Origin of the sequence: Curtobacterium phyllosphaerae (assembly GCF_049341865.1) — a bacterium.
Taxonomy (GTDB): domain Bacteria; phylum Actinomycetota; class Actinomycetes; order Actinomycetales; family Microbacteriaceae; genus Curtobacterium; species Curtobacterium phyllosphaerae.
In genome coordinates this window covers 222,957-249,168 of record NZ_JBMPIU010000004.1, presented here as the reverse complement: position 1 = coordinate 249,168, position 26,212 = coordinate 222,957, and the positions used below count along the sequence as shown (strand labels likewise).

The 26,212-nt window shown below is 71.6% G+C and carries 23 protein-coding genes and 1 tRNA gene; 18 read left to right on the top strand and 6 right to left on the bottom strand.

Annotation, left to right across the window (positions count from 1 at the left end; translation table 11 throughout):
• Positions 1-562 precede the first annotated feature (562 nt).
• The 3 genes from ACO0E0_RS09215 (at position 563) to ACO0E0_RS09205 (ending at position 3,158) form a co-directional block, all read left to right on the top strand.
• Positions 563-1,273: an ABC transporter ATP-binding protein gene (locus ACO0E0_RS09215; protein ID WP_422871109.1), complete on the top strand. Its 711-nt coding sequence runs from the start codon at positions 563-565 to the stop codon at positions 1,271-1,273.
• The gene (locus ACO0E0_RS09210; protein WP_422871108.1) at positions 1,249-2,817 is read left to right on the top strand and encodes an ABC transporter permease; all 1,569 of its coding nucleotides are present in this window, start codon (positions 1,249-1,251) and stop codon (positions 2,815-2,817) included. Before ACO0E0_RS09215 ends, ACO0E0_RS09210 begins: the two co-directional genes overlap by 25 nt.
• 77 nt (positions 2,818-2,894) lie before the next feature.
• Positions 2,895-3,158 carry a DUF3039 domain-containing protein gene (locus tag ACO0E0_RS09205; protein WP_422871107.1) on the top strand — a complete coding sequence of 88 codons (264 nt, stop codon included), beginning with the start codon at positions 2,895-2,897 and terminating at the stop codon, positions 3,156-3,158.
• Between the two features lie 3 nt (positions 3,159-3,161).
• Here ACO0E0_RS09205 and ACO0E0_RS09200 read toward each other — a convergent pair whose 3' ends face one another.
• On the bottom strand, positions 3,162-4,448 hold the full coding sequence (locus tag ACO0E0_RS09200) for a nicotinate phosphoribosyltransferase (RefSeq protein ID WP_422871106.1): 1,287 nt from the start codon (positions 4,446-4,448) through the stop codon (positions 3,162-3,164).
• 24 nt (positions 4,449-4,472) lie between these two features.
• Here ACO0E0_RS09200 and murI point away from each other — a divergent pair, with 24 nt between their 5' ends.
• The 3 genes from murI (at position 4,473) to rdgB (ending at position 6,743) form a co-directional block, all read left to right on the top strand.
• On the top strand, positions 4,473-5,321 hold the full coding sequence (gene murI, locus ACO0E0_RS09195; protein WP_422871105.1) for a glutamate racemase: 849 nt from the start codon (positions 4,473-4,475) through the stop codon (positions 5,319-5,321).
• Positions 5,322-5,397: 76 nt separating this feature from the next.
• Positions 5,398-6,132, top strand: a complete 735-nt coding sequence (gene rph, locus ACO0E0_RS09190) for a ribonuclease PH (protein WP_422871104.1) — start codon at positions 5,398-5,400, stop codon at positions 6,130-6,132.
• On the top strand, positions 6,129-6,743 hold the full coding sequence (gene rdgB, locus ACO0E0_RS09185) for an RdgB/HAM1 family non-canonical purine NTP pyrophosphatase (RefSeq protein ID WP_422871103.1): 615 nt from the start codon (positions 6,129-6,131) through the stop codon (positions 6,741-6,743). The genes rph and rdgB overlap by 4 nt, the downstream gene beginning before the upstream one ends.
• Positions 6,744-6,837: 94 nt before the next feature.
• Here rdgB and ACO0E0_RS09180 read toward each other — a convergent pair whose 3' ends face one another.
• The 3 genes from ACO0E0_RS09180 to ACO0E0_RS09170 all read right to left on the bottom strand — a co-directional run bounded on the left by ACO0E0_RS09180 (position 6,838) and on the right by ACO0E0_RS09170 (position 9,150).
• On the bottom strand, positions 6,838-7,515 hold the full coding sequence (locus ACO0E0_RS09180; RefSeq protein WP_422871102.1) for a DedA family protein: 678 nt from the start codon (positions 7,513-7,515) through the stop codon (positions 6,838-6,840).
• Between the two features lie 177 nt (positions 7,516-7,692).
• Positions 7,693-7,774: transfer RNA gene (locus tag ACO0E0_RS09175), tRNA-Leu, on the bottom strand.
• 89 nt (positions 7,775-7,863) lie between these two features.
• On the bottom strand, positions 7,864-9,150 hold the full coding sequence (locus tag ACO0E0_RS09170) for an MFS transporter (RefSeq protein ID WP_422871101.1): 1,287 nt from the start codon (positions 9,148-9,150) through the stop codon (positions 7,864-7,866).
• Between the two features lie 61 nt (positions 9,151-9,211).
• Here ACO0E0_RS09170 and mnmA point away from each other — a divergent pair, with 61 nt between their 5' ends.
• From mnmA to gatB, 7 genes are all read left to right on the top strand, one after another.
• Positions 9,212-10,336, top strand: a complete 1,125-nt coding sequence (gene mnmA / locus ACO0E0_RS09165) for a tRNA 2-thiouridine(34) synthase MnmA (protein ID WP_422871100.1) — start codon at positions 9,212-9,214, stop codon at positions 10,334-10,336.
• The gene (gene ligA, locus ACO0E0_RS09160) at positions 10,333-12,681 is read left to right on the top strand and encodes an NAD-dependent DNA ligase LigA (RefSeq protein ID WP_422871099.1); all 2,349 of its coding nucleotides are present in this window, start codon (positions 10,333-10,335) and stop codon (positions 12,679-12,681) included. Before mnmA ends, ligA begins: the two co-directional genes overlap by 4 nt.
• Positions 12,682-13,214: 533 nt before the next feature.
• On the top strand, positions 13,215-14,462 hold the full coding sequence (locus ACO0E0_RS09155) for an alpha/beta hydrolase (RefSeq protein ID WP_422871098.1): 1,248 nt from the start codon (positions 13,215-13,217) through the stop codon (positions 14,460-14,462).
• 194 nt (positions 14,463-14,656) lie between these two features.
• Entirely contained in the window at positions 14,657-16,798 is a 2,142-nt protein-coding gene (locus ACO0E0_RS09150; protein WP_422871097.1) for a transglycosylase domain-containing protein, read from the top strand.
• Between the two features lie 62 nt (positions 16,799-16,860).
• Positions 16,861-17,160: an Asp-tRNA(Asn)/Glu-tRNA(Gln) amidotransferase subunit GatC gene (gene gatC / locus ACO0E0_RS09145; protein ID WP_422871096.1), complete on the top strand. Its 300-nt coding sequence runs from the start codon at positions 16,861-16,863 to the stop codon at positions 17,158-17,160.
• Positions 17,161-17,177: 17 nt separating this feature from the next.
• Complete coding sequence (gene gatA / locus ACO0E0_RS09140) at positions 17,178-18,701, top strand: Asp-tRNA(Asn)/Glu-tRNA(Gln) amidotransferase subunit GatA (protein WP_422871275.1); 1,524 nt, start codon at positions 17,178-17,180, stop codon at positions 18,699-18,701.
• A complete protein-coding gene (gene gatB, locus ACO0E0_RS09135; RefSeq protein WP_422871095.1) occupies positions 18,701-20,221 on the top strand; it encodes an Asp-tRNA(Asn)/Glu-tRNA(Gln) amidotransferase subunit GatB in 1,521 nt (506 codons plus the stop codon). The genes gatA and gatB overlap by 1 nt, the downstream gene beginning before the upstream one ends.
• Positions 20,222-20,417: 196 nt before the next feature.
• On the opposite strand, the gene ACO0E0_RS09130 is transcribed toward gatB, so the two are convergent.
• Both ACO0E0_RS09130 and ACO0E0_RS09125 read right to left on the bottom strand, forming a co-directional pair.
• Positions 20,418-20,837, bottom strand: coding sequence for a hypothetical protein (locus ACO0E0_RS09130; RefSeq protein WP_422871094.1), 420 nt, complete (start codon positions 20,835-20,837; stop codon positions 20,418-20,420).
• A gap of 104 nt (positions 20,838-20,941) precedes the next feature.
• Positions 20,942-21,556, bottom strand: coding sequence for a TetR/AcrR family transcriptional regulator (locus ACO0E0_RS09125; RefSeq protein ID WP_422871093.1), 615 nt, complete (start codon positions 21,554-21,556; stop codon positions 20,942-20,944).
• A 192-nt stretch (positions 21,557-21,748) separates the two neighbouring features.
• Between ACO0E0_RS09125 and ACO0E0_RS09120 the strand changes: the two genes are divergently transcribed.
• The 5 genes from ACO0E0_RS09120 to ACO0E0_RS09100 all read left to right on the top strand — a co-directional run bounded on the left by ACO0E0_RS09120 (position 21,749) and on the right by ACO0E0_RS09100 (position 26,196).
• Positions 21,749-22,303: a P-loop NTPase family protein gene (locus ACO0E0_RS09120; RefSeq protein ID WP_422871092.1), complete on the top strand. Its 555-nt coding sequence runs from the start codon at positions 21,749-21,751 to the stop codon at positions 22,301-22,303.
• 62 nt (positions 22,304-22,365) lie between these two features.
• A complete protein-coding gene (locus tag ACO0E0_RS09115) occupies positions 22,366-22,749 on the top strand; it encodes a cupin domain-containing protein (protein WP_422871091.1) in 384 nt (127 codons plus the stop codon).
• A gap of 25 nt (positions 22,750-22,774) precedes the next feature.
• On the top strand, positions 22,775-24,250 hold the full coding sequence (locus ACO0E0_RS09110; protein WP_422871090.1) for a cryptochrome/photolyase family protein: 1,476 nt from the start codon (positions 22,775-22,777) through the stop codon (positions 24,248-24,250).
• A gap of 66 nt (positions 24,251-24,316) precedes the next feature.
• Positions 24,317-25,450: a type III polyketide synthase gene (locus ACO0E0_RS09105; protein WP_422871089.1), complete on the top strand. Its 1,134-nt coding sequence runs from the start codon at positions 24,317-24,319 to the stop codon at positions 25,448-25,450.
• Positions 25,447-26,196, top strand: coding sequence for a methyltransferase domain-containing protein (locus ACO0E0_RS09100; protein ID WP_422871088.1), 750 nt, complete (start codon positions 25,447-25,449; stop codon positions 26,194-26,196). Before ACO0E0_RS09105 ends, ACO0E0_RS09100 begins: the two co-directional genes overlap by 4 nt.
• Positions 26,197-26,212 lie beyond the last annotated feature (16 nt).

The window sequence follows — 26,212 nt, the reverse complement described above, 5'->3', positions numbered from 1 at the left end:
GGCAGTGGCAGCACCGGGTCGGCACGGCGGGGTCGACGACCCGGGCCGGGACGACGTTGCCGCGAGTACCACTGGGGACAGCACGATGGACCAGACGACGGGGGAGCGGACCGTGACCGACGAGAGCCCAGCGCGAGCCGACGACGCGGGCTCGCTGCCCGCGTCCGCCGCGCCGAGCACGACGCCCGAGCCACGGACCCGTCGACCCGCGCCCCGCAGGCGCCCGGTCACGTCCTCAGCGCGACCGGCGAGCACGAGCCGCCCCGTGCCTCCCGGCCCGGCGTCGCCCGACGCGCCGCCGTCCGCCGACGCGCCGCCGACGCCCGATGCCCCACCGACACCCGAAGCGGACCCGACACCTGACGCACCGGGGACGGTCGGACCGGAGGCACGACCGACGTCCGACACGACGGTCACGAGCGCTGCGCCCCCAGGACCCGGCGCCAAGGCGCCGCGGAAACGAGCCCCACGTGCCACCACACCGCGACGTCCGAGCAGCCGACAGCCGCAGCAGCCCGTCGTCCTCACCGCGTCCGGGCTGACGAAACGGTACGGCCAGACCGTGGCGGTCGACGGCATCGACCTCGAGGTCCGCCAGGGATCGATCTTCGGCGTCGTCGGCCCGAACGGTGCGGGCAAGACGACCACGCTCTCGATGATGACGGGGCTCCTCCGCCCCGACGCGGGCGAGGCATCCGTGTTGGACCACGACGTCTGGGCGGACCCGGCGGCGGCCAAGCGGTCGATGGGCGTGCTCCCGGACCGACTCCGTCTGTTCGACCGGCTGACCGGCGGGCAGATGCTGTTCTACTCGGCGACGCTCCGGGGACTGGACGGCAGGACCGCACGGTCCCGCAGCGCCGACCTCGCACAGGCGTTCGGCCTCGGCGAGGCGCTCGGGCGCCAGGTCGCCGACTACTCCGTCGGCATGGCGAAGAAGGTGGCCCTCGCCGCGACCCTGATCCACTCGCCACGGGTGCTCGTGCTCGACGAGCCGTTCGAGTCCGTCGACCCGGTCAGCGCCGCGACGATCACCGAGATCCTCCGCCGGTACGCCGCCGGTGGCGGCACCGTGGTGCTCTCGAGCCACTCGATGGACCTCGTGCAGCGCACCTGCGACTCGGTCGCGATCATCGTCGGCGGCAAGGTCCTCGCCGCGGGCACGATGACCCAGGTCCGGGGCCGGAAGAGCCTCGAGGACAAGTTCGTCGAACTCGCCGGCGGCCGCGTCGTCACAGAGAGCATGGAATGGTTGCACGGCTCCTCCAACTGAGGCTCGACCTGCTCGCGGGCGAGGTCCGGCAGTCCGTGCGGCGCTCCGTGCTGGTGGTGCTCGGGGTGCTCCTCGCCCTCGTGGTGGCCGTCGTCGCCGCGGTGCACCTCGGAGCGCTCCGGACCGCGTCGCCGGACCTCGCGGCGGGTGTCGTCGTCCCGGTCGGGACGCTCCTGACCCTCGGGTTCACGATCGTGCCGCTCGCCGTCGGTGCCGACGACCCGCTGGACCCACGGCGCTTCGCCACGTTCGGCATCGCGCCGCGACCGCTCGCCGTCGGGCTCGGAGTGGTCGGCCTCGTCGGTGTCCCGGTCGTCGTCGTGATGGTCCTCGCGGTGTCGCAGTCCGTCGCCTGGATGCGTCCCGGCGTCGGGTTCGCCGGTGTCGTCAGCGTCGTGCTCATCGTCCTCACGTGTGCGCTGTTCAGCCGGGTGGCCACGACGGCCGGTGCCTGGCTCCTCGCCGCACACCGGGTCCGGGACGCCGCGTGGCTCGTCGCGTTCGTCGTCGTCGTGCTGCTCGTCCCCGCGTTCGTACTGCTGCTGCACGTCGACTGGCTCGCTCCGGCGGGCCCCGCGGTGCAGCACGTCGCCGACGTGGCCGGCTGGACCCCGTGGGGTGCGGCGTGGGCGTTCCCGGCCGACATCGCCACCGGGCACACCGGACGGGGGATCCTGCGACTGCTCGTCGCGCTCGTCGTCGTCGCGGCACTGGCGTGGGCGTGGGTCGCGATGGTCGGTCGGCTCCTCCGGTCGGTCGGCGGCGCGGCGCACACCCGGCGATCCCGGACCCTCGGGTGGTTCGACCGTCTCGGGTCCACGCCGGTCGGGGCCGTCGCCGCGCGCAGCCTGACCTACTGGGGGCGGGATCCGCGGTACCGGATGTCGTACGTCGTCCTCCTCGTCGTCCCCGTCATCGTCCTGCCGCTCGGCGTCGCCGGCGTCCCGTGGCACTGGACCGCGCTGTTCCCGCTGCCGCTCATGGCCCTCGTGGCCGGGTTCCTGCCGCACAACGACGTCGCCTACGACAACACGGCCGTGTGGCTGCACGTCGCGTCCGGGGCGCCCGGGTGGAGCGACCGGCTCGGACGCGTGACGCCGGTGCTCGTCGTCGGCGTGCCCCTGGTGGCGGCCGGGTCCGTCGTCTCGGCGTGGCTCTTCGGCGACTGGGACGTCCTGCCCACGGTCATCGGGGTGTCCGGCGGCGTCATGCTCGTCGGGCTCGGACTGTCGAGCGTGTCGTCGGCGGCGTTGCCGTACCCGACCGTCCGCCCGGGCGACCACCCGTTCCAGCAGCCGCAGGCCACCGGCGTGCTCGCCACGACGGCGCAGTCCGCGATGATCGTGCTCATCCTCGTCTGCATGACCCCCACCGTGTGGTTCGCGGTCCGGGCCTTCCGGACGGGGCAGGACCAATGGGGCGCGACGACGCTCCTCGTCGGGCTCGGCACCGGCATCGTCGTGCTCGCGCTCGGGGTGCTCATCGGCGGCCGGATGTTCGACCGGCACGGACCGGACATCCTGGCGGCGGCGCAGCGCAACTGATCGGCGCAGCGCAACTGATCGGCGCGGGGCGGTCGGGACCGATCCCCGAACGACCCCGATCGACGTACGCTTGGACCATGAGCACGATGGAACCCGCCGGCGGCGGCCTCGACGTCATGGACCGCGAACTCGAGAAGCTCCTCGAGGAAGAGGCGATCGAGCCAGGCGACCACGAGCGCTTCTCGCACTACGTCCGCAAGGAGAAGATCCTCGAGTCGGCCCTCAGCGGCAAGCCCGTCAAGGCGCTCTGCGGCAAGAAGTGGACGCCTGGTCGTGACCCGGGCAAGTTCCCGGTGTGCCCGACGTGCAAGGAGATCTACGAGACGATGAAGGGCGAGTAGCTCTCACTCCATCAGGGTCGGGATCGCCGGGTCGCCGCGTCCGATCCGCTCGGCGTCGGCGGGGAGTTCCGCCTTCGCCCCGCGATGGTGACGGCGCGCAGCCTCGACGCCGCGTCCCCCGAGGAACGCGTCGTCGACCTCGCCGCCGGTGACGACCGGGACGAGCAGCGCTCGCTCATCGGGGCCGGTCGTGCCGCCGACGCGGACCACCTCGGCCGTCGCGACGCCGTTCCGCAGGCGACGCGCGGCGACCTTCCGGCCGCCCACGGTCGCCTTCGCAGCGGACTTCTTGGCGACCGGCACCCAGTTCCCGGCGGCGTCCTCGTGCGCGACGAGCTTGAACACCATGCCGGCCGCCGGGTGCCCGGACCCGGAGACGACGCTCGTGCCGACGCCGTAGGAGTCGACCGGTGCGGCACGGAGTGCGGCGATCGTGTACTCGTCGAGGTCGTTCGTCACGGTGACCTTCGTCGACGTCGCCCCGAGCCGGTCGAGCTGCGCGCGGACCGAGGCCACGACGGACGGCAGGTCGCCGCTGTCGATCCGGACCGCGCCGAGTCGGCCTCCGGTCAGCCGCACCGCGGTCTCCACGGCCGCCGGGATGTCGAACGTGTCCACGAGCAGGGTGGTGGCGTCGCCGAGGGCGGCCAGTTGCGATCGGAACGCGGACTCCTCGGAGTCGTGGAGGAGCGTGAAGGCGTGCGCCGCGGTCCCCATCGTCGGGATGCCCCAGGTGCGCCCGGCCTCGAGGTTGCTCGTCGCGCCGAACCCGGCGATGTAGGCGGCACGGGCTGCTGCGACCGCGTTCCACTCGCCGGTGCGTCGCGACCCCATCTCGGCGAGCGGACGGTGGTCGGCGGCGGACACCATGCGCGCCGCCGCGGAGGCGATCGCGGAGTCGGCGTTGAACACGCTCAGCGCGAGGGTCTCGAGGAGCACGGCCTCGGCGAAGGTCCCCTCGATCTGCAGGATCGGCGAGTTCGGGAAGTAGACCTCGCCCTCGCGGTACGCCCGGACGTCGCCGCGGAACCGGTAGCCGCCGAGCCAGTCCCCGGTCGCAGCGTCCACGACACCCCGGTCGCGGAGGAACGCGACCTCGTCGTCGCCGAAGCGGAAGTCGGCGAGCAGCGACAGGAACCGCCCGAGCCCGGCCGCGACGCCGTAGCGTCGCCCGTCCGGCAGGCGTCTCGCGAACACCTCGAAGACACAGCGGCGGCCGGCGGTCCCGTCCTTGAGGGCCGCGTCGACCATCGTGAGCTCGTACTGGTCGGTGAGGAGAGCGGTCGTCACGTGACCGAGACTAACCTGGGGGACGTGACGGACGCGCCCATCGGAGTCTTCGACTCCGGACTCGGAGGCCTCACGGTCGCACGCGCGATCATCGACCAGCTCCCGCGGGAGTCCATCCGCTACGTCGGTGACACCGTGCACTCGCCGTACGGTCCGAAACCGATCGCGGACGTCCGCCGGTACGCGCTCGAGGTGATGGACGACCTCGTCGAACAGGGCGTCAAGGCCCTCGTGATCGCCTGCAACACCGCGAGCTCGGCGGTCCTCCGGGACGCGCGCGAACGGTACGAGCGGACCTACGGGATCCCGGTCGTCGAGGTCATCCAGCCCGCCGTCCGCGCCGCCGTCAAGCAGACCAGGACCCGGCGCATCGGGGTCATCGGCACGGCGGGGACCATCGGCTCCCGCGCGTACGAGGACGCCTTCGCCGCGGCGTCCGACGTCGACCTGACGCTCGCGGCCTGCCCACGGTTCGTCGAGTTCGTCGAGACGGGCGACACCGCCTCCCCGGAGCTGCGGGCCCTCGCCGCGGAGTACCTCGCACCGATCCGGGCCGCCGACGTCGACACGCTCATCCTCGGGTGCACGCACTACCCGCTCATGTCGGCGGCGATCCAGTACGTCATGGGCCCCGACGTCACGCTGGTGTCGAGCGCCGAGGAGACCGCGAACGACGTGTACCGGTCGCTCGTCGAGCACGGCATCGAGCGGGTGTCGACCGCGCCCCCGACGTACGAGTTCGACGCGACCGGGACCGACCGGCTCGGCTTCGTCCGTCTCGCACGACGGTTCCTCGGCCCCGAGGTGTCCCAGGTGGGCCACCTGCAGACCGGCGCGATCGACCTGCCGCGCGGCGCCGCCCGACGCGCATGACCACCGGAGGCGACGGGTCCGCCGGACCCGTACCGACCCTCCCGTCCGAACCCAGCAGAACCAACCGGAGGAACCCATGACCCGCATCGACGGCCGGAGCGCCGACGACCACCGTCCCGTCACGATCGAGCGCGGCTGGAGCCGCCAGGCCGAGGGCAGTGCGCTGATCAGCTTCGGCGACACCAAGGTGCTCTGCACCGCCTCGTTCACGAACGGCGTGCCGCGCTGGATGGCCGGCAAGGGCTCCGGCTGGGTCACCGCGGAGTACTCGATGCTGCCCCGCTCCACGAACGACCGCATGCAGCGCGAGTCGATCAAGGGCAAGATCGGCGGCCGCACCCACGAGATCTCTCGCCTCATCGGCCGGTCGCTCCGCGCGGTCGTCGACATGAAGGCGCTCGGCGAGAACACCCTCGTCCTCGACTGCGACGTGCTGCAGGCCGACGGCGGCACCCGGACCGCGTCGATCACCGGTGCCTACGTGGCACTGGCCGACGCGATCGCGTGGGGCAGGGAACGGAAGTTCATCGCCCAGAAGGCCACCCCGCTCACCGACAGCGTGGCGGCGATCTCCGTCGGCATCGTCGGGGGCGAGCCGATGCTCGACCTGGCGTACGAGGAGGACTCCCGCGCCGACACCGACATGAACATCGTCACGACGGGTTCGGGGACCTTCATCGAGGTGCAGGGGACCGCGGAGCACGCACCGTTCGACCGCGACGAGCTGAACCTCCTGCTCGACCTCGGGCTCGCCGGCAACGCGTCCCTCGCCGAGATCCAGCGGGCGGTCCTGGCGGAGTCGCGCGCATGACCGAGGGACGGGTCGTCGTCCTCGCCACACACAACCAGGGCAAGGTCGTCGAGCTGCAGGAGATCCTCGGCGCAGCGCTCCCCGGCGTGCGGCTGATCGCGTACGACGGCCCCGAGCCGGTCGAGGACGGCGACACCTACGCCGCGAACGCACTCCTCAAGGCGCGTGCTGCCGCTGCCCGCACCGGGCTCCCGGCGCTCGCTGACGACTCCGGCATCGCGGTGGACGCCCTCCACGGGGCACCCGGGATCCACTCCGCGCGGTACGCCGGGACGCGGGTGGACGACGACAACATCGACCTCCTGCTGGCGAACCTGTCCGGCGTCGTCGAGCGGACGGCGTCCTTCGTCTGCGCCGCCGCGTTCGTGGTGCCGTCGGACGACCCCGCGGTGGTCGCCGAGTGGGAGCACGTCGAGGAGGCCGTCTGGAACGGCGAGGTCCTCACCGAACGGGTCGGGACCGGCGGGCACGGGTACGACCCGGTCTTCAAGCCCGACGACGCGGACCGGTCGAGCGCCGAGCTCACGCGCGAGGAGAAGAACGCACTGAGCCACCGGGCGAAGGCGTTCCGGGCGATCGCCCCGATCGTGCGGGAGTACTTCGGGGTGTAGTCCGTTCCGCGGAACACCAGGTTGGCCGGTTCTCGCAGGGCTACAGCATTGCGAGAACCGGCCAACGTGGCGTTCAGCGGGGGTAGGGCGGGGGCTAGCCCGCCTGCTCCTCGTCGCGCTTGGCCTTCCGGGCGTTCCGCACGTAGGTGATCACGGCCGGGATCACCGTCACGACGACGGCGGCCACGAGGATGACGTCGATGTAGTTGCGGACGAACTCGGCGACCGGGGGGATGAACCCGAGCACGAAGCCGATGAACGTCACGCCGGTGCCCCAGATGAGCGCACCGATCGCGTTGTAGAGCGAGTACTTCTTGTAGGACATCCGGCCCACACCCGCGGCGATCGGCGCGAACGTGCGGACCACGGGCACGAAGCGGGCGACGATGACGGCCGGGGCACCGAACCGCTCGAAGAAGGCGTTGGTCCGGTCGACGTTGGCCTTGGAGAACAGGCCGCTCTCCTTGCGCTCGAAGATCGGCGGTCCGACCTTCTTGCCGATGTAGTAGCCGAGCTCGCCGCCGAGGAACGCGCTCGCGCCGATCATCAGCGCGATGAGCCAGATCGGCAGCCCGCCGATGTGCCCGCCCTGGTCGAAGGCGGTGAGCCCGGTGATGATGAGGAGCGTGTCGCCCGGGAAGATGAACCCGACGAGCAGGCCGGTCTCGGCGAACACGATCGCGCAGACGACGAAGACCGCGAGGCCGCCGAAGTCGTGCAGGATCGTGTTCGGGTCGAGCCAGGGGAGCAGGGCAAGGGGGACGGACGTCATGTCTCTTCTCTCGGTCGTCGGCCACGCGGACGGTGCCCAGCGGTGGCTCGGCGGCACACGGGAGTGCTTCCCGCACCACGAGGGTACCGGGTCGCGATCGAGCGGACGATGCGGTCGGGGTTCGTGCGCCGAAGATCGTCCGCACGGATGACGCACCGTCGTGCGGACGGGCGCTCGTGCGGGAGAAGGGACTCGAACCCTCACGCCCTGGGGCACAGGAACCTAAATCCTGCGTGTCTGCCAGTTTCACCACTCCCGCGAGCAGCAGTCAGTGTACCGACGGCCGTGACGCACCTGCCGGGGCGTTCCGTGCCTCCCGTCCGCGGGCGCACGACCGTGCGGGGCGCGTCAGCGCAGCGTGCGCGGCAGGTACCGCGGGACGTAGCGGAGCAGGATCCCCGCGCCGACGATGCCGAGCACGCCCATCACGGTGCTCGCGACCGCGATCGTCGCCACGGCGGTCACGCCGGAGATGACGAGCGGGGCGACGGCGGACCCGAAGTCCCCCGTGAACCGCCACGCACCGAGGAACGGCGCCGGGTGTCCCCGGGGGGCCAGGTCCGCCCCGAGCGTCATCAGGATGCCGGACCCGACGCCGTTCGCGAGCGACATGAGCATGGCGACGGCGACGAACCAGACGACCCGGGTGTCGAGGTGGTCGCTCCAGGCGAGGAGGAAGTAGCAGATGCTGAGGCCGAGCATGCAGGGGAGCGCGCTGGCGAGCCGCCCGAACCGGTCCATGATCTGGCCGCTCGTGTAGAACAGCGCGAAGTCGATCGCACCGGCGATCCCGATGACGAGCGCGGCGGTGGAGTCGTCCATCCCGACGCTGACCGCCCAGAGCGGCAGGATCACCTGCCGACCCGCCCGCATCGCACCGACGAGCCCCGCCCCGCTGCCGAGACGGACGAGCACGCGCGCGTTGGCGCGGATGGTGGCGAAGAGGCCGACGGCCTCGTCCTCGACGAACTCCTCGCCCTCCTCCAGCATGTGGCGCTCGGCGGGGGCCGTCCCGGCCGGACGGGAGGCGCGGCGCCTGATCCGGAACCCGCGCGAGCCGTCGACGGGGTCGCGGAGCACGAACAGCACCGCCGCCGCGGCGAGGCAGCACACCACGTGGATCCAGAACGCGCTCTGCGACGACCCGGTCAGGTGCGTGACGCCGGCCGAGAGGAACGGACCGACGAAGTAGCCGAAGCGGAACACGCCGCCGAGGCTGGACAGCGCCCTGGCCCGGATCTCGACCGGGACGGCGGTCGTCATGTAGGCGTGCCGCGCGAGGGCGAACACCGCGGTCGACACCCCGACGAGGAACACCCCGATCGCGAGCACCACCGCGTTCGGCGCCCACACGGCGACGAGCAGCCCGACGATGCTCACGAGCGCGGCGCCGATCATCGCGGTCCGCTCGCCGATCGCCGCGACCACCCAGCCGCTCGGGACGTCGCCGATCAGTTCGCCGACGAGGATGAGCGCCGCGACGAACCCCGCGAACGCGAGCGACGCCCCGAGGGAGTGCGCGGCGATCGGGATGATCGGGATGATGGCGCCCTCGCCGATCGCGAAGAGCGTGGCGGGGAGGAACGCGGAGAGGGCGACCGCCCGGAAGTCGAAGGAGGGTGTCGGCGTCGTCATGGCGCGTGCAACGGTACGCCCGCGCGGGACGGTGTCGGTCGCGGCGGCTAGCCTTGACGCCATGAAGGTGCTCGCAGCGATGAGCGGAGGGGTCGACTCCGCGGTGGCGGCGGCTCGCGCCGTGGAAGCCGGACACGACGTCGTCGGGGTGCACCTCGCGCTCAGCCGGATGCCCGGGACGCTCCGGACCGGCAGCCGCGGGTGCTGCACCATCGAGGACTCCATGGACGCCCAGCGCGCGGCGTCGATGCTCGGCATCCCGTACTACGTGTGGGACTTCTCCGAACGGTTCAAGGCCGACGTCGTCGACGACTTCGTGGCCGAGTACGCCGCCGGACGCACGCCCAACCCGTGCATGCGGTGCAACGAGCGGATCAAGTTCGCCGCCCTGCTCGAGAAGGCCGTCGCGCTCGGGTTCGACGCCGTGTGCACCGGCCACTACGCCTCGATCGTCACGGACGCGGACGGCAACCGGGAGCTGCACCGCGCCGCTGCCTGGGCCAAGGACCAGTCGTACGTCCTCGGCGTGCTCACGGCCGAGCAGATCGCCCACTCGATGTTCCCGCTCGGCGCGACGCCGTCCAAGGCCGAGGTCCGCGCCGAGGCCGCCGCGCGTGGCCTGACGGTCGCACAGAAGCCCGACAGCCACGACATCTGCTTCATCCCGGACGGCGACACCCGCGGGTGGCTCGCGGAGCGCGTCGGCACCGCGACGGGCGACATCGTCGAGCGGGACGGCACGGTCGTCGGCGCGCACGAGGGAGCGCACGCCTACACGGTGGGACAGCGTCGTGGGCTGGCGCTCGGGCGTCCGGCTCCGGACGGCCGACCGCGGTTCGTGCTCGAGGTCCGCCCGAAGGACAACACCGTCGTCGTCGGCCCGAAGGAAGCCCTGGCGATCGCCGAGATCGCCGGACGCTCCTTCACGTGGGCGGGTGTCGCACCGGCCGATCCCGCCGAGCCCTTCGCGTGCCACGTCCAGATCCGCGCGCACGCCGACCCGGTGCCCGCGATCGCCCGGGTGGCCGACGGCGCCGACGGCACGTCCGAGCTGGTCGTCACACCCGACGAACCGCTCACCGGCGTCGCGCCCGGGCAGACCGCCGTGGTCTACGTCGGGACCCGGGTGCTCGGGCAGTGCACGATCGACCGGACGACGAGCGCCGTGCCGGTGGTCGCCCGATGAGCACGACCGACGACCGGACCGCCGAGACCCTCGCGCCGGCGGACCTCGACCCGGGGCAGGCCCGCGACGAGGTCGACCGGCTCCGCCAGGTGCTGAACGGCCTCCGGGACGCCTACTACGAAGGCAACGGGTCGACCGTCACGGACGCCGACTACGATGCGATGATGCATCGGCTCGACGCGGTCGAGCAGCGGTTCCCCGAGCTCCAGAGCGACGACAGCCCGACGCAGACCGTCGGCGGACGCGCGGACAACGTGCAGTTCGCCGAGGTGCAGCACGCGGAACGGATGCTGAGTCTCGACAACGTGTTCAGCCCGGACGAGCTGACCGAGTGGGCGGACAAGGTCCAGCGCGACGCCGGTTCGGAACGGGTCCGGTTCCTCACGGAGCTGAAGATCGACGGCCTCGCGATCAACCTCCGGTACGAGCACGGCCGACTCGTCACGGCGGCCACCCGTGGCGACGGCGTCGTGGGCGAGGACGTCACGGGGAACGTCCGGACGATGGGCACGATCCCCGACCGCCTCGCGGGCTCCGGGCATCCGGCGCTGGTCGAGGTCCGTGGCGAGATCTTCTTCCCGGTCGCCGAGTTCGACCAGCTCAACGCCCGGCAGCTCGAGGCGGGGGAACGGCTGTTCGCGAACCCGCGGAACGCCGCCGCCGGGTCCCTCCGGCAGAAGGAGGACGGCAAGAGCCCTGCAAGACGCCGGCTGATGGTCGAGCGCATCAAGGGCCTCCGCATGCTCGTGCACGGCATCGGTGCGTGGCCGGTCCGGGAGCTCGAGCGCGACACCGACGTCCGTGCGCAGTCCGAGGTGTACGAGCTGCTCGACTCGTGGGGTCTGCCGATCAGCACGCACTTCCGCGTCTTCGATGCGATCGAGGACGTCCTCGGGTTCGTGAGGGACTACGGGGAACGTCGCGCGAGCGTCGAGCACCAGATCGACGGCATCGTCATCAAGGTCGACGACCTGGCTCTCCACGAGGAGCTCGGTTCGACCTCGCGCGCACCCCGGTGGGCGACGGCCTACAAGTACCCGCCGGAGGAAGTCCACACCAAGCTCCTCGACATCGTCGTGAGCGTCGGGCGGACCGGTCGCGCCACCCCGTTCGCGTCGATGGAGCCGGCCGAGGTCGCGGGGTCCGTGGTACGGCAGGCGACCCTGCACAACCAGCAGGTCGTCAAGGCCAAGGGCGTGCTCATCGGCGACACCGTGGTGTTGCGCAAGGCGGGTGACGTCATCCCGGAGGTCCTCGGCCCGGTGGTCGAGCTCCGCGACGGCACCGAGCGCGAGTTCGTGATGCCGACCGACTGTCCCGAGTGCGGCACCCCGCTGCGCCCGGCGAAGGAGGGCGACATCGACCTCCGCTGTCCGAACGCCAGGAGCTGCCCGGCGCAGGTCCGCGGCCGGGTGGAGCACATCGCGTCCCGCGGTTCCCTCGACATCGAGGGCCTGGGCGAGGTCGCGGCCGCGGCCCTGACCCAGCCGCAGTCCCCGGAGATACCGCCGCTCGTCACCGAGGCCGGTCTGTTCGACCTGACGATGGCGGACATCGTGCCGATCGAGGTGATCGTCCGCGACGCCGAGACCGGCATGCCGAAGGTGGACGACAGCGGCGCCCCGAAACGCGTCACGCCGTTCAGCCGCGCGCGGAAGAAGACCGACCCCACCTTCGACCCGGACGCCCGCGGCGCCGACTTCACGGGGGCACCGAGCCGGTACCCGTCGAAGAACGCCTTCGAGATGCTCGCGAACATCGACGCTGCGAAGACCCGACCGCTCTGGCGGATCCTCGTCGGTCTGAGCATCCGGCACGTCGGTCCCGTCGCGGCGCGGGCGCTCGCGAACCACTTCGGGTCGCTCGACGCCATCCGGAGCGCCTCGCGTGAGGACCTCGCGGCGGTGGACGGCGTCGGTGGCATCATCGCCGACGCCCTGATCGAGTGGTTCGAGGTCGACTGGCACCGCGAGATCGTCGAGCGTTGGGCGGCAGCCGGCGTGCAGTGGAGCACGCCCGGACACCCGGGCCCCGGTGCCGCTGGCGGTCCGGAGGGTGTGTTGAGCGGCCTCACAGTGGTCGCGACCGGGTCGCTGGAGGGGTACAGCCGTGAAGGCGCCCAGGAGGCGATCGTCGCGGCGGGTGGCAAGGCCGGGTCGAGCGTCAGCAAGAAGACCGACTTCGTGGCGGCAGGTCCCGGGGCGGGCTCGAAGCTCACGAAGGCGGAGCAGCTCGGTGTCCGGATCATCGACGCGGCGGCGTTCGCGATCCTCGTCACCGAGGGGCCGGGCGGACTCCCGGACCCCGAGCCGGCCATCGAACCGGCCCCCGAACCGTCCGTGTAGCGTCACCGGCGCGACCGCGCAGCAACGACACGAGCGATTTCTGGACCCAGAACGGGGGACAGTTCGACGCGGGTCCACCCCGAACGAGGGGTGTTTCCCTACACTGGGGAGGGTATCACCGGTCGTCTGCAGGGGGACGACGGGTGGCCTTCCCAGGGGAGACCAGCTTGCTGTTGCTCGCTGCACTACTACTCACCGCCTCGTTCCACTCCCTCGGAGTGGTCGGGTCGGTCCCGACGATCGCGGCAGCACCCGCGGTCGTCCCCACCGCCGATCGGACACCATCGGCTCCTCGGAGTGCCTCCGAACCGGTCATGACCGGGGGACAGCGCGCCGCGACGGCCGCGCAGCCGGCCCAGACCTCGACCCCGTCCCCGGCCTCGACCCAGTCTGCGGCCTCGACCCCGGCCCCGGCCCCGGCGGGGACGTCGACACCGACGCAGGCGTCCCAAGCCTCGCAGGCGTCGTCGTCCCCGTCGACCTCATCCCCGTCGACCTCGTCTGCCGCGGGCGAGGACGCGCCGAGCCCACGCATGCGGAGCGCGCGCGACGTCCGGTCCCTGCACGGCAGTGCGCTCCTCGACGGACTGACCGCGCTGCCGTCGGCCGCCCTCCGCGCCGCGGTCCGCGAGGACGGTCCGGTGCAGACCACGATCCTCGACGATCCGCCCACCGCGGTCGAGTCGGCCGGATGGTGGTCGTCACTGTCCGACGGGGACCGGACCCGCATGCTCGACGACGCGCCGCAGGTCGTCGGCACGCTGGAGGGCATCCCCTACGCGGTCCGGGACACCGCGAACCGCGAGTACCTCCGACGGGCGGTCCGTGCCGCGCACCGGGACGTCGGCACGCCCGGCGCGATGACGACGATGCTCGGGCAGATCGACGCGTCGCTCGACGAGCAACCGGGGGACCCGCCGAAGACGCTCCTCACCGTCGACCTGCGCGGGACCGGTCGGGTCGCGATCGCGATCGGGGACCTCGACACCGCACGGGACGTCACGGTGCTCGTCCCCGGGATGTTCTTCACGGTGACCGGGCAGCTCGCCGACTGGACCGACACCGCGGTGGACCTCTACCAGGAGCAGGCCACCCTGTCCCCGGTGGCGAGCGTCGCGCCCGCGTCCACGGGCCGTGTCGGCGAGGGGTCGGGGATCGCCGTGATCGCCTGGATGGGGTACCACACCCCGGACCTCAGCAGCGTGATGTCGCTGCGGCTCGCACACGAGGGCGCGCCGCGGCTCGAGCGGGTCGTCACCGGGCTCGACATGATGCGCGCCGCGACCCCGCCGCGGGTGTCGGTCGTCGCACACTCGTACGGCTCGACGACGTCGCTGATCGCCCTCGCGACCGGGCGGATCCACGTCGACAGCCTCACCGTCATCGGGTCGCCGGGGAGCACCGTCGCGCATGCGGACCAGCTCGCCGTGCCGACGGGCCAGGTGTTCGTCGGGAACGCGAAGTGGGACCCGATCGCCGGGACCGGGTACTTCGGGACCGACCCGGGTTCGCGCTCCTTCGGGTCGAGGGTGCTCGACCTCGACGGCGGGCCGGACTGGGCCGCCGACGGCGACGTGTTCCGGCGTCCGCGAGGCCACAACGACTACCTGAAGCCCGGGACCGCGTCGCTGCACGACATCGCCCTCATCGTCATCGGGCGGAGCGACCTCGTGCCGGACCGGACGAGGATCCCCGGCGGCGCGGGGGGTCACGACGGGAACGGCCCGGGATCGCCGGACTTCCTCGTCGTCCGTCCGCAGGACCTCCTGGTCCGGGACTGACGGCCGCGCACCGCGCCTGACCGTGTCGCGCAGGTCAGCGTCGCGCCGGACCGCGCTGCGGACGCGACCACGAGACGGACGGGAGGCGCGGCGTCCGCCCGCCCCGCGCCTCCCGTCCGACGATCCTGAGGTCCGTCGCAGGTTGTGGCGCGTCGCGGCAGCCCTGCCACAGCCGGTGTTCGTACCGTCGTCCCATGCGTGTACTCCGGTGGCCGGCCGCTTTCCTGACCTTCGTGGTGATGTCCGTGCTCGCGGGTGTCCTCGTCGCGATCGCCGTGACGCCGGCCGTCGCGCTGTCCGGCCAGGGCATCTCCGGCGCCGCGCAGTTCTTCGAGGACCTGCCGAGCTACCTTGAGGTCGACGCGCCGCAGCAGGTCTCGACGATCTACGCGAAGAAGGGCGGGCAGGACATCCCGATCGCGTCGTTCTACGCCGAGAACCGGACGAGTGTGAAGTCCGCCGACATGGCGCCCACGGTCAAGCAGGCCGCGATCGACACCGAGGACCCCCGCTTCTACCAGGAGGGCGGCATCGACGTCGTCGGCACCGTCCGCGGGGCGGCGTCGACCGCGCTCGGCCACGACGTCCAGGGCGGATCGTCGATCACCCAGCAGTACGTCAAGAACGTCCTCGTGCAGCAGTGCGAGGAGCTCGGCAGCCAGGCGAAGATCGACGACTGCTACAGCAAGGCCACGGACGTCACCCCGCAGCGCAAGCTGCAGGAGATGCGGTACGCGATCGCGATCAACAAGAAGTACACGAAGGACCAGATCCTCACCGGGTACCTCAACATCGTCGGCCTCGGCGGTCGGGTGTACGGCGTGCAGGCCGGTGCGCAGTACTACTTCGGCGTCGACGCGAAGGCCCTGACGCTCGCGCAGTCGGCGACCCTCGTGGCGATCCTCAACAACCCGGCGAACCTGCGCATCGACCGGCCGGACGATGCCCAGAACGGGTCCGCGAACGGGTACGCCCTGACGAAGGCCCGCCGCGACTACGTCCTCGAGCGGATGTACGTGCACAAGTCCATCACCAGGGCGGAGCGCGACGCCGCGCTCACCGAGCCCGTCACGCCGAAGATCACCGCCACGAGCAACGGCTGTTCCGCCGCGGTGCAGTACTCCGCCGCGTACTTCTGCGACTACGTGCGGAACGACGTCCTCAACGACACCGCCTTCGGTGCGACGTCGGCCGAGCGCATCGAGACGCTCGACACCAAGGGCCTCCGGATCTACACGACCCTGGACCTCGACCTGCAGGCGACGGCCCAGGCGAACCTGTCCCGGTACGTGCCGGCGACGATGGCCGCGGCGCACGTCGGCGGGTCGAACGTCACCGTCGAGCCCGGGACGGGGCGGATCGTGTCGATGGTCCAGAACACCGGGTTCAACCAGTCCGACACCGCGCCGGTCGGGCAGACGAGCGTCAACTACAGCGCCGACTCCGAGTACGGGCAGTCCGGTGGGTTCGCGACCGGCTCGACGTTCAAGGTGTTCACGCTGGCGGAGTGGCTCGCGACCGGACACACGCTGAGCGAGTCGGTCACCACGACCGAGCACACGTTCCCGGCATCGGAGTTCCGGAACTCCTGCAAGAGCCTCGCCGGCACGAAGGACTGGTCGGTCGCGAACGCGGAGAGCGTCCCGGACTCGATGAGCGTCCTCTCCGCGACGACCGAGTCGATCAACACGGCATTCGCGCAGATGGGCAAGCAGCTCGACCTGTGCAAGATCGCGCAGCTCGCCGAGTCGATGGGCATCCACACCGCCGGCGGGAGCTCCGACCTGTTCCAGGGCCCGTCGATGATCCTCGGCGTGAACAACCTGTCACCCATCGACCTCGCGAGCGCCTACGCCGGGTTCGCGAACGGCGGGGTCGTCTGCACCCCGGTCGCGATCGACAAGGTGACGGAGGCGGACGGCTCGACGATCACCCCGACGCCGACGACCTGCACCCGCGGCGTCTCGGCGCAGGTCGCCGGGACCGTCGACTGGGCGCTCCAGGGGGTGCTGAACGCCGGCGGGACCGCAGCGACGGCGAACCCCGGCGACTCGGTGCCGAAGTTCGCCAAGACCGGGACGACGGACTCCGACGTCCAGAACTGGCTCGTCACGTCGACCACGAAGTACACGAACGCGACCTGGGTCGGCAACGTGTCGGGGAACGTCGGACTCGCGCACGTGTCGTTCCCCGGGGGCAACACCGGGTACAGCGCGAAGTTCTCCGTCGCGAAGCCGATGCTGCAGTACCTCGACGCGCACTACGGCGGCGACGCCCTGCCGGCACCCGACCAGGCGATGATCGGTGGCGGTGCTCCGACGGCCTCGGCCGGCTGACGGCGGGTCGTGGGTGTCGTCCTAGACTGGGTGGCATTCCACGAACCGATCGACGGAGCTGCATGCCTGACATCACGAGCGAGCAGGTCGCCCACCTGGCGAACCTCGCACGTATCGCCCTCACGCCGGACGAGATCGAGAAGCTGACCGGGGAGCTGTCGCAGATCGTCGACAGCGTCGCTCGCGTCGCCGAGGTCGCGACCGACGACGTCCCCGCGACGAGCCACCCGATCCCGCTCCAGAACGTCTCCCGCCCCGACGTCGTCGGCCGGACGCTGACCCAGGAGCAGGCGCTGTCCGGCGCTCCGGACTCGGACGGCCAGCGCTTCCGGGTCACCGCGATCCTGGGGGAGGAACAGTGACCGACGACATCACCCGGATGACCGCCGCCGCGCTCGCCGACGCTCTCGTGGCGCGCGACGTCTCGAGCGTCGAGGCGACCCAGGCGCACCTCGACCGGATCGCCGCGGTCGACGGCGACGTGCACGCGTTCCTGCACGTCAGCGACAAGGCCCTCGCGGTCGCCGGATCGGTCGACGCGCGCCGCGCCGCCGGGGACGCTCTCGGGCCGCTCGCCGGTGTGCCGATCGCGATCAAGGACGTCCTCTGCACGCAGGACATGCCGACGACGTCCGGATCGCGGATCCTCGAAGGCTGGGTACCGCCCTACGACGCCACCGTCGTCACGAAGCTGCGGCAGGCCGGCCTCGTGCCGCTCGGCAAGACGAACATGGACGAGTTCGCGATGGGCTCGTCGACGGAGTACTCCGCGTACGGTCCGACGCGGAACCCGTGGGACCTCGACCGGATCCCCGGCGGCTCCGGCGGCGGGTCCGCTGCGGCAGTGGCGGCGTTCGAGGCACCCGTCGCCCTCGGCAGCGACACCGGCGGGTCGATCCGGCAGCCGGGCGCCGTCACCGGGACCGTCGGCGTCAAGCCGACCTACGGCGGCGTCAGCCGGTACGGTGCGATCGCTCTCGCGTCGAGCCTCGACCAGATCGGACCGGTGTCCCGCACCGTGCTCGACGCGGCGCTCGTGCACGACGTCATCGCCGGACACGACCCCCACGACTCCACGTCGCTCACGGATGCCTGGCCGTCGTTCGCCGCGGCCGCCCGCGACGGACTGCAGGAGGGCGTGCTCGACGGTGTCCGCGTCGGCGTCGTCACCGAGCTCGGTGGCGACGGCTTCCAGACCGGTGTCACCCAGCGGTTCACCGAGACCGTCGCGCTGCTGGAGTCCGCCGGTGCGACCGTCGTCGAGATCGACGCTCCGGCCTTCGCGTCGGCGATCGCCGCCTACTACCTGATCCTCCCGGCCGAGGCCTCGTCGAACCTCGCGAAGTTCGACTCGGTCCGCTTCGGCATGCGGGTCACCCCGCCGAACGGTGGCACGGTCGAGGACGTCATGGCCGCCACGCGCGAGGCCGGGTTCGGTCCGGAGGTCAAGCGTCGGATCATCCTCGGCACGTACGCGCTGAGCGCCGGCTACTACGACGCCTACTACGGCAAGGCGCAGAAGGTCCGGACGCTCGTGCAGCGCGACTTCGCGGCGGCCTTCGAACAGGTCGACCTGATCGTCAGCCCGACGGCCCCGACGACCGCGTTCCCGATCGGGGAGCGCATCGACGACCCGTTGTCGATGTACCTGAACGACCTCACCACGATCCCGGCGAACCTGGCGGGCATCCCCGGCATGAGCATCCCGATGGGGCTCGCACCGGAGGACGGCCTGCCGACGGGGTTGCAGCTCATGGCACCCGCACACGAGGACGTCCGGCTCTACCGGTACGGCGCGGCACTCGAGCGGCTCCTCGAGGACTCGTGGGGGCACACGCTCATCTCCCAGGCCCCGGACCTGGACCAGACGCAGCAGGCGGCAGCAGAGGAAGGCGTGGTCTGATGGCCAAGGACGCACTCATGGACTACGACGAGGCGCTCGAACGCTTCGAGCCGGTCCTCGGGTTCGAGGTGCACGTCGAGCTCGCGACGGCGACCAAGATGTTCTCGGACGCCCCGAACTTCTTCGGCGGCGAACCGAACACGAACGTGACCCCGGTCGACCTCGGGCTGCCCGGGTCGCTGCCCGTCGTCAACGAGCAGGCGGTCCGGTACTCGATCAGCATCGGGCTCGCACTCGGCTGCGAGATCGCGGAGTCGTCGCGGTTCGCCCGGAAGAACTACTTCTACCCGGACCTCGCGAAGAACTACCAGATCTCCCAGTCCGACGAGCCCATCGCGCATGACGGTTCCGTCGACGTCGAGCTCGCCGACGGCACGGTCTTCACGATCCCGATCGAGCGGGCCCACATGGAGGAGGACGCCGGCAAGCTGACGCACGTCGGCGGTGCCACGGGTCGGATCCAGGGCGCCGAGTACTCGCTCGTCGACTACAACCGCGCCGGGGTGCCGCTCGTCGAGATCGTCACGCGACCGATCCTCGGCACGGAGCACCGCGCGCCGGAGCTCGGCGCCGCGTACGTCGAGACCATCCGCGACATCGTCCGCGGACTCGGGGTGTCCGAGGCACGCATGGAACGCGGGAACCTCCGCTGCGACGCGAACATCTCGCTGCGGCCCCGCGGCCAGGAGAAGCTCGGCACCCGCACCGAGACGAAGAACGTCAACTCGTTCCGCGCCGTCGAGCGCGCCGTCCGCTACGAGATCCAGCGGCAGGCCGCGATCCTCGCCGGCGGGGGCAGCATCACGCAGGAGACCCGGCACTGGCACGAGGACACCGGGCGGACATCCGCGGGGCGCCCGAAGTCCGACGCCGACGACTACCGCTACTTCCCGGAGCCGGACCTGCTCCCCGTCGTGCCCGCCCCGGAGCTGATCGAGGAGCTGCGGGCCGCGCTGCCCGAGGCACCCGTCGCGCGTCGACGCCGCCTCAAGGGCGAGTGGGGCTTCGCCGACCTGGAGTTCCAGGACGTCGCGAACAGCGGCCTCCTCACGGAGGTCGAGGAGACCGTCGCCGCAGGTGCCGCCCCGCAGGCCGCCCGCAAGTGGTGGACGGGTGAGATCAGCCGGATCGCGAACGCCCGCGGACAGCAGGAGGACGGCGAGCAGACCGCTCCGGGCGACCTCGTCAGCCCGGCGCACGTCGCCGAGGTCATCGCGCTCGTCGAGTCCGGCGACCTCACCGACCGGCTCGCACGTCAGGTGCTCGAGGGCGTCATCGCCGGGGAGGGCTCCCCGGCCGAGGTCGTCGAGGCCCGTGGTCTCGAGGTCGTCTCGGACGACGGTGCGCTGACGGCGGCGGTCGACGAGGCCCTCGCGGCACAGCCGGACGTGCTCGCGAAGATCCGCGACGGCAAGGTCCAGGCGGCCGGTGCGATCATCGGCGCCGTGATGAAGGCCATGAAGGGCCAGGCGGACGCAGCACGCGTCCGTGAGCTGGTCCTGGAGCGCGCGCAGGCGTAGGCCGGCCAGCCGGCACGACACGACCGGATCCCCACCACACACCGTGATCGCATTGTGTGGTGGGGATCGCGTTGTGCGAGCGGGTACCGCCGGCCTGGAGGGACGGTGCGGGGCCGACCCGTCCCTCCAGCCCGTCGGGTGGTCGCGTCGGTCGCAAACCCGGCTGCTCGGCATGGGCCATGGGAACGAAGGATGCTCAGGCCGAGAGGACCGACCGGGAAGAGATCGACCGGTACCTCCGGCAGGCGATGGCGCCCGCGGAACCGGCCGCGATGCTCACCGCTGCGAAGATGGTGAAGCCCAGCCACCAGTCCGGATCGCTCGGACGCCCGATGGTGACGAGGGGCACCGCCGCGAGTGTCCCGGCGAGCGAGGACGTCGCGACGACGTGTGCGGACCGGGATCGCGCGGGATCCAACAGGCGACCGACGCCGTAGGTGAGCGGCAGCGCGACGATCATCGCTCCGAACGTGCAGGGCACTGCGAAGGCGTCCGCGTATGCCGCCCACCCGACTGCGCTGGCGACGAACGATCCGGGGCTCTCCCCGAGCGTGAAGCCCGCGCTCGGGACGAGGATCGCGACCAGGACGACGACGAGCATGCTGCTCACGGGCATCGTGAGGCCGATCATCCAGCAGTACGCGCGGAGCTCGAGGCGCCAACTGTCCGCCCATGTCCATCGAGCCGTCGCTGTCCGGGCTTCCGCAGCCACGCCGGCACTCACGACACCCTCCCCGCGACGATGCCGACGATCTCGGTCACGGCCAGGCGGAACGGGCGGAGCCGCAACAGCGGGAGCGCGAACCGCAGCACGCGCAGCATGGCGTCGACGAGCCTGGTCGTTCGCATCTGGTCGGGGGACCGGTCGTACGTCCAGAAGAGCGCGAGGAGCAGGTACCCCATCCACAGGGCCGTCGGCAGGTCCCCGGCGAGGTCGGACGGCAGCTGCTGGCGGGCACCGCGGACCGCGTCGGTGAAGGTGCCGAGCACGAGGTCCCTGGCCGGTGTCGACTCGGACGACAGCGGGTTGACGGGCGAGTCCGGGGTGAACGCGGCGGCGAGGAACTGCGGCGCGATGGCGTGGTACTCGGTCAGGTTCGCGAGCCCGGTCCGCACCACGATCCCGATCCGTGCCGCCAGGTCGTCCGTCTCGGCCAGGAGCGGGACGGCGACCTGCCGATGCGCCTGTTGCACGTCGAGGTAGAGCTCCTGGACGAGGTGGTCCTTGGTCGGGAAGTGGTAGTACGCGTTCCCGACGGACAGCCCGGCCTCCTCCGCGATGCCGCGCATCGTGGTGGCGTCGTACCCCTTCTCGCGGAGGGACCGGATCGCCACTGCGCGGATGGCGGCTCGCGTCCGCTCTCGCTTCGGCAGGGGCGTCGGATCCGGATCCGGAGCCGTCGAGGGCTGCATCTCATTTTCGAACACGTTCAAAAACTAGCAGCCGGTGACCGCCGTGACCACGCGCGGGGTCGAAGCGGCCGCGCGTCCCTTCCGTCCGCCGTCGGTTCCTGCCATGGTGGTCGGATGCTCGGACCGGCAGACCCGTTGTCGCCATCGCCGCGCCGCGTCGTCGTCGCCGGACCCTCCGGTGTGGGCAAGACCTCGATCGCGCGCCGGAACGAGGCCGCGTCCGGGATCCGGCACACCGAGGTCGACGCGCTGTTCCACGGTCCGGGGTGGGTCCCGCGGCCGGAGTTCCGGAGCGATGTCGAGACGTTCACGAGCGAGCCGTCGTGGGTGACGGAGTGGTCCTACTCGTCGCAGCTCGGCGACCTGCTCGAGGCCAGGGCCGACACGATGGTGTGGCTCGACTTCCCGGTCTGGGTGCACATGGGACGGCTCGTCCGCCGCACGCTCCGTCGACGACTCCGTCGTGAAGCGCTCTGGAACGGGAACGTCGAGCCGTCGTTGTGGACGTTCTTCACCGACCCGGACCACATCGTGCGCTGGGGGTGGCGTGCGCGCGCGGTCCTCCGCCGACGGGTGGCGGACGTCGAACGCACGCAACCACATCTGCGTGTCGTGCGGGTCCGGTCGCAGGGCGAGGCCGATTCCTGGGTCCGATCGATCGCACGGTGATGGCAGGCCACCCACGCCCGGGCGGCCCTTGCCCGGTGCGTCCGGTGCGGGAGGATCGGCACATGGACGACAAGGTGAGCTACACGGACGCGCTCGACGACCTGACGGAGTTCTGGTCGCAACGCACCCTCGCGACGGCGAACGGGACCCTGATCAAGGTCGCGAAGGGCACTGGCTCGACCCGGTGGCACGCACACGACGACCAGGACGAGACCTTCGTCATGGTCGACGGTTCGCTGACGGTGCAGCTCCGGGACCGTGACGTCGTGCTCGGACCCGGCGACCTGTTCGTGGTCGAGCGAGGGATCGAACACTGCCCGAGGACCGACACCGAGGCGCGGTTCATCATCCTCGGGACGAGCGTCACGTCGAACGCAGCCGGCGGCAAGCCCGCGTGGAGCGAGCACGGCGGCACACCGGAGGACCGGACCACCCCCGGCGAGTGACGGTGGGCCGCGGCAGGATGGGCGCGTGACCAGCGACCCTCTCCGCACGCGGGTGCTCCTGCCCGGGCAGTACGGCCCCGCCTTCGACGACGGCGGACCGATGCTCGTCGTCGAGGCGATGGAGTTCTTCACGGCGCGTCCGATGCACCGTGCCAAGGCCCTCCTGTGGCTCTCCGCCCTCCGGCACCGCGTCGTCGAACTCGGTGACCGGGCCGAACACGCCCGGGTGGGCCGTGTCCAGGACGCGCTCGCCGAACGACACGACCTCGAGGTGATCGACCCACCGTCGTGGTCACTCCGTGCTGACGTCCGCCGGTTCCCGGACGTGCACGTCCTCCCGAGCCGCGGCTTCGTGACGAGCGAACGGGAGTTCGCGGACTGGGCCGACGGATCGTCCCGCCGGTTCGTGATGGAACACCACTACGAGCACGTCCGCCGGCGCGAAGGCTGGCTCATGGACGGCGACCGTCCGACGGGCGGGCGGTTCAGTCTCGACGACGAGAACCGCAACCCGCCTCCGAAGGGCGCGACCTCGCTCGGTCTCCCGGACCCGTGGTCGCCGACGGAGGACGACATCGACGCACAGGCACGCGACGACCTCGCGCAGTGGGAGCGAGACGGCCTCGTGCACTTCGTCGGGGCGATGGACCGCCGACGGTTCGCGGTGACGCCCGGCGAGTCCGAGCACGCACTGGCCGACTTCGTCGCGACCCGGTTGAACGACTTCGGGCCGTTCGAGGACGCCGTGCTCCAGGACGACCGGGCGATGGCGCACTCGCTGTTGAGCGTGCCGATGAACCTCGGTGTCCTCGACCCCCGGACGGCGATCGGCGCCGTGATCTCGGCACTCGACGACGGCGCGCCGCTGGCGAGCGTCGAGGGCTTCGTCCGTCAGGTCGCCGGGTGGCGCGACTACGTCTGGCACCTGTACTGGGAGTTCGGCGAGGACTACGGCGCGGACGCCGCACCGCTCGGCCCGCCGACGTCGTTGCCCGCGTGGTGGTGGGCGCTCGACACGTCGGAGGTCACCGCGGCCTGTCTCACCACCGCGCTCGACGACCTCCACGACCACGGCTGGCTGCACCACATCCAACGCCTCATGATCCTCGGCAACTGGTCGTTGCAGCGCGGGTACGACCCCGTCGAGCTCACCGCGTGGTTCACCGACCTGTTCGTCGACGGCACCGACTGGGTGATGCCGGCGAACATCATCGGGATGTCGCAGCACGCGGACGGCGGTCGGGTCGCGACGAAGCCGTACGCATCGGGCGGGCGCTACATCGACCGGATGACCGACCACTGCGGTGGATGCCGGTTCGACCCGACCCAGCGGCTCGGTCCGGACGCCTGCCCGTTCACCGCCGGGTACTGGGCCTTCCTCGACCACGCCGAACCTGCACTCCGCGCCAACCGCCGCATGACGCGTCCGTTGCAGCAGCTCGGCCGCCTCGCCGACCGGGAGGCCGTGGTCGAGCAGGAACGCGGGCGCGCGATGCCCTGACCCGACGCCGCGGCCTCGTCCGTCCACAACCTGTGGGATCTCGACCCCGTGGTGCCAGGATGGAGTGTGTCCGCAACGATCCGTGCCATCGGCACCGCAACCCCGCCTCGCGTCATCGACCAGGACGGGGCGATGCGGTTGTTCCGAGCACAGCCGGGCCTCGGGCGGCTCGGTGAACGGCTCGTCGGCGCAGCGTTCGGTGCCTCGGCCGTCGACCAGCGGCACACCGTCCTCGACGACCTGCACGACGACCACCGGCCGGGGGCCTTCGTGGACGCGGACGGGACGATCCACTCCCCGTCGACACGCTTCCGGAACGACCGCTACCGCGACCTCGCGATCCCGCTCTTCGTCGAGGCGGCCCGTCAGGCCCTCACGGCGGCGGACATCGACCCGGACCAGGTCACCCATGTCGTGACGGTGTCGTGCACGGGCTTCACGCAGCCCGGGCCGGACCTCGCGGTGGCGCGGCAGCTCGGCATGCGCCCGGGCGTCTTCCGGCACCACATCGGCTTCATGGGCTGCTACGCCGCGTTCCCCGCACTCCGGACTGCGGCCGCGTTCTGCCAGGCCGACCCCGACGCGGTCGTCCTCGTCGTCTGCGCGGAACTCTGCACGCTCCACGTACGGTCGTCCTCCGACCCGGACCAGATCGTCGCGAACAGCGTCTTCGCCGACGGTGCCGCCGCCGCCGTGGTCGTCCCCGACCTGCCGAGTGCGCGGTTCGCCGACGAGGACCAGGCCCCCGGCCCCGCGGGGCTCCGCATCGACGCGTTCGCCACGACCGTCATCCCCGAGGGCGAGGAGGACATGGCCTGGAACATCGGCGACGAGGGGTTCGAGATGGTCCTCAGCACGGCGGTGCCCCGGCTCATCGAGCAACACGTCGCGGAGGCGGTCGCGCCGGTCCTCGCGGCGATCGAGGTCCGTTCCGCAGCCGAGGTCCCGCTCTGGGCCGTGCACCCAGGAGGCCGCGCGATCCTCGACCGCGTCGACGAGGAGCTGACGTTGCCGCTCGGCGCACTCGACGCCTCGCGCGACGTGCTCCGGAGCTTCGGCAACATGTCGAGTGCAACGGTCCTGTTCGTGCTCGAGCGCATCCTCCGGGAGCAGCCGACGGCGGGCACCCGCGTGGTCGCGTTGGCCTTCGGCCCCGGCCTGACGGTCGAGTCCGCCGCGCTCGAGGTGGTGCGCGGGTGAGCGACGGTCGCGATCGCGACCCGACGGTCGGCCGGTTCCGGAACGGGGAGCCGCGGCACCCGGACCTCGCCGTGCGGGCGACCGACCTGACCGAGCTGATGGACGACCCCGGGTGCGATCCGCAGACGCTCGACCGGACGTTCCGCCGGTTCGCGCTGATCAATCCACTGGTCGCCGGATGGCGGAGGGTGTGGCGGCGAGAGGTCCGGCCGTTGCTCGGTGCCAGTCGTCCTGGGCGGGTCCTCGACCTCGGCTGCGGTGGCGGCGACCTCGCACGGTCCCTGGCGCGGTGGGCCCGGTCCGACGGCCTCGACGTCGAGGTGGTCGGCGTCGATCCGGACGAGCGGGCACTCCGAGCCGCGCGTCGTCGGTCGACGGCCGGGGTCGCCTACCGCACGGCCTCGAGCGCGGAGCTCGTCGCGGCAGGGGAGCGGTTCGACGTCGTCGTCTCGAACCACGTGCTGCACCACCTCGGTGACGACGAGCGTGCTGGGTTCCTGGCCGACTCCGCCGTGCTCGCCACGCGTCGGGTCGTGCACAGCGACATCCGCCGATCCCCGGCTGCCTACCGGTCGTACGCGCTCACTGCACCGTTCGTCGCGGCGGGGACGTTCGTGCTCGTCGACGGTCTGCGCTCGATCCGTCGGAGCTACACGGTGTCGGAGCTCGACGCCGTCGTGCCCGCGGGGTGGCGGGTCGAGGCCTCGGCCCCGCACCGCGTCCTGGCGATCTCCGACATCGTCTGACCGGCGCTCCCATGAT

What these genes read in the sequence shown, in the direction of transcription:
- ligA (WP_422871099.1), top strand. Translation starts at nt 10,333, where the DNA reads ATGAGCACGACCGACGACCGGACCGCCGAGACCCTCGCGCCGGCGGAC.
- gatA (WP_422871275.1), top strand. Translation starts at nt 17,178, where the DNA reads ATGACCGCCGCCGCGCTCGCCGACGCTCTCGTGGCGCGCGACGTCTCG.
- gatC (WP_422871096.1), top strand. Translation starts at nt 16,861, where the DNA reads ATGCCTGACATCACGAGCGAGCAGGTCGCCCACCTGGCGAACCTCGCA.
- ACO0E0_RS09155 (WP_422871098.1), top strand. Translation starts at nt 13,215, where the DNA reads ATGCGGAGCGCGCGCGACGTCCGGTCCCTGCACGGCAGTGCGCTCCTC.
- ACO0E0_RS09205 (WP_422871107.1), top strand. Translation starts at nt 2,895, where the DNA reads ATGAGCACGATGGAACCCGCCGGCGGCGGCCTCGACGTCATGGACCGC.
- mnmA (WP_422871100.1), top strand. Translation starts at nt 9,212, where the DNA reads ATGAAGGTGCTCGCAGCGATGAGCGGAGGGGTCGACTCCGCGGTGGCG.
- rdgB (WP_422871103.1), top strand. Translation starts at nt 6,129, where the DNA reads ATGACCGAGGGACGGGTCGTCGTCCTCGCCACACACAACCAGGGCAAG.
- ACO0E0_RS09130 (WP_422871094.1), bottom strand. Translation starts at nt 20,837, where the DNA reads ATGCCCGTGAGCAGCATGCTCGTCGTCGTCCTGGTCGCGATCCTCGTC.
- gatB (WP_422871095.1), top strand. Translation starts at nt 18,701, where the DNA reads ATGGCCAAGGACGCACTCATGGACTACGACGAGGCGCTCGAACGCTTC.
- ACO0E0_RS09170 (WP_422871101.1), bottom strand. Translation starts at nt 9,150, where the DNA reads ATGACGACGCCGACACCCTCCTTCGACTTCCGGGCGGTCGCCCTCTCC.
- rph (WP_422871104.1), top strand. Translation starts at nt 5,398, where the DNA reads ATGACCCGCATCGACGGCCGGAGCGCCGACGACCACCGTCCCGTCACG.
- ACO0E0_RS09180 (WP_422871102.1), bottom strand. Translation starts at nt 7,515, where the DNA reads ATGACGTCCGTCCCCCTTGCCCTGCTCCCCTGGCTCGACCCGAACACG.
- ACO0E0_RS09115 (WP_422871091.1), top strand. Translation starts at nt 22,366, where the DNA reads ATGGACGACAAGGTGAGCTACACGGACGCGCTCGACGACCTGACGGAG.
- ACO0E0_RS09210 (WP_422871108.1), top strand. Translation starts at nt 1,249, where the DNA reads ATGGTTGCACGGCTCCTCCAACTGAGGCTCGACCTGCTCGCGGGCGAG.
- ACO0E0_RS09120 (WP_422871092.1), top strand. Translation starts at nt 21,749, where the DNA reads ATGCTCGGACCGGCAGACCCGTTGTCGCCATCGCCGCGCCGCGTCGTC.
- ACO0E0_RS09150 (WP_422871097.1), top strand. Translation starts at nt 14,657, where the DNA reads ATGCGTGTACTCCGGTGGCCGGCCGCTTTCCTGACCTTCGTGGTGATG.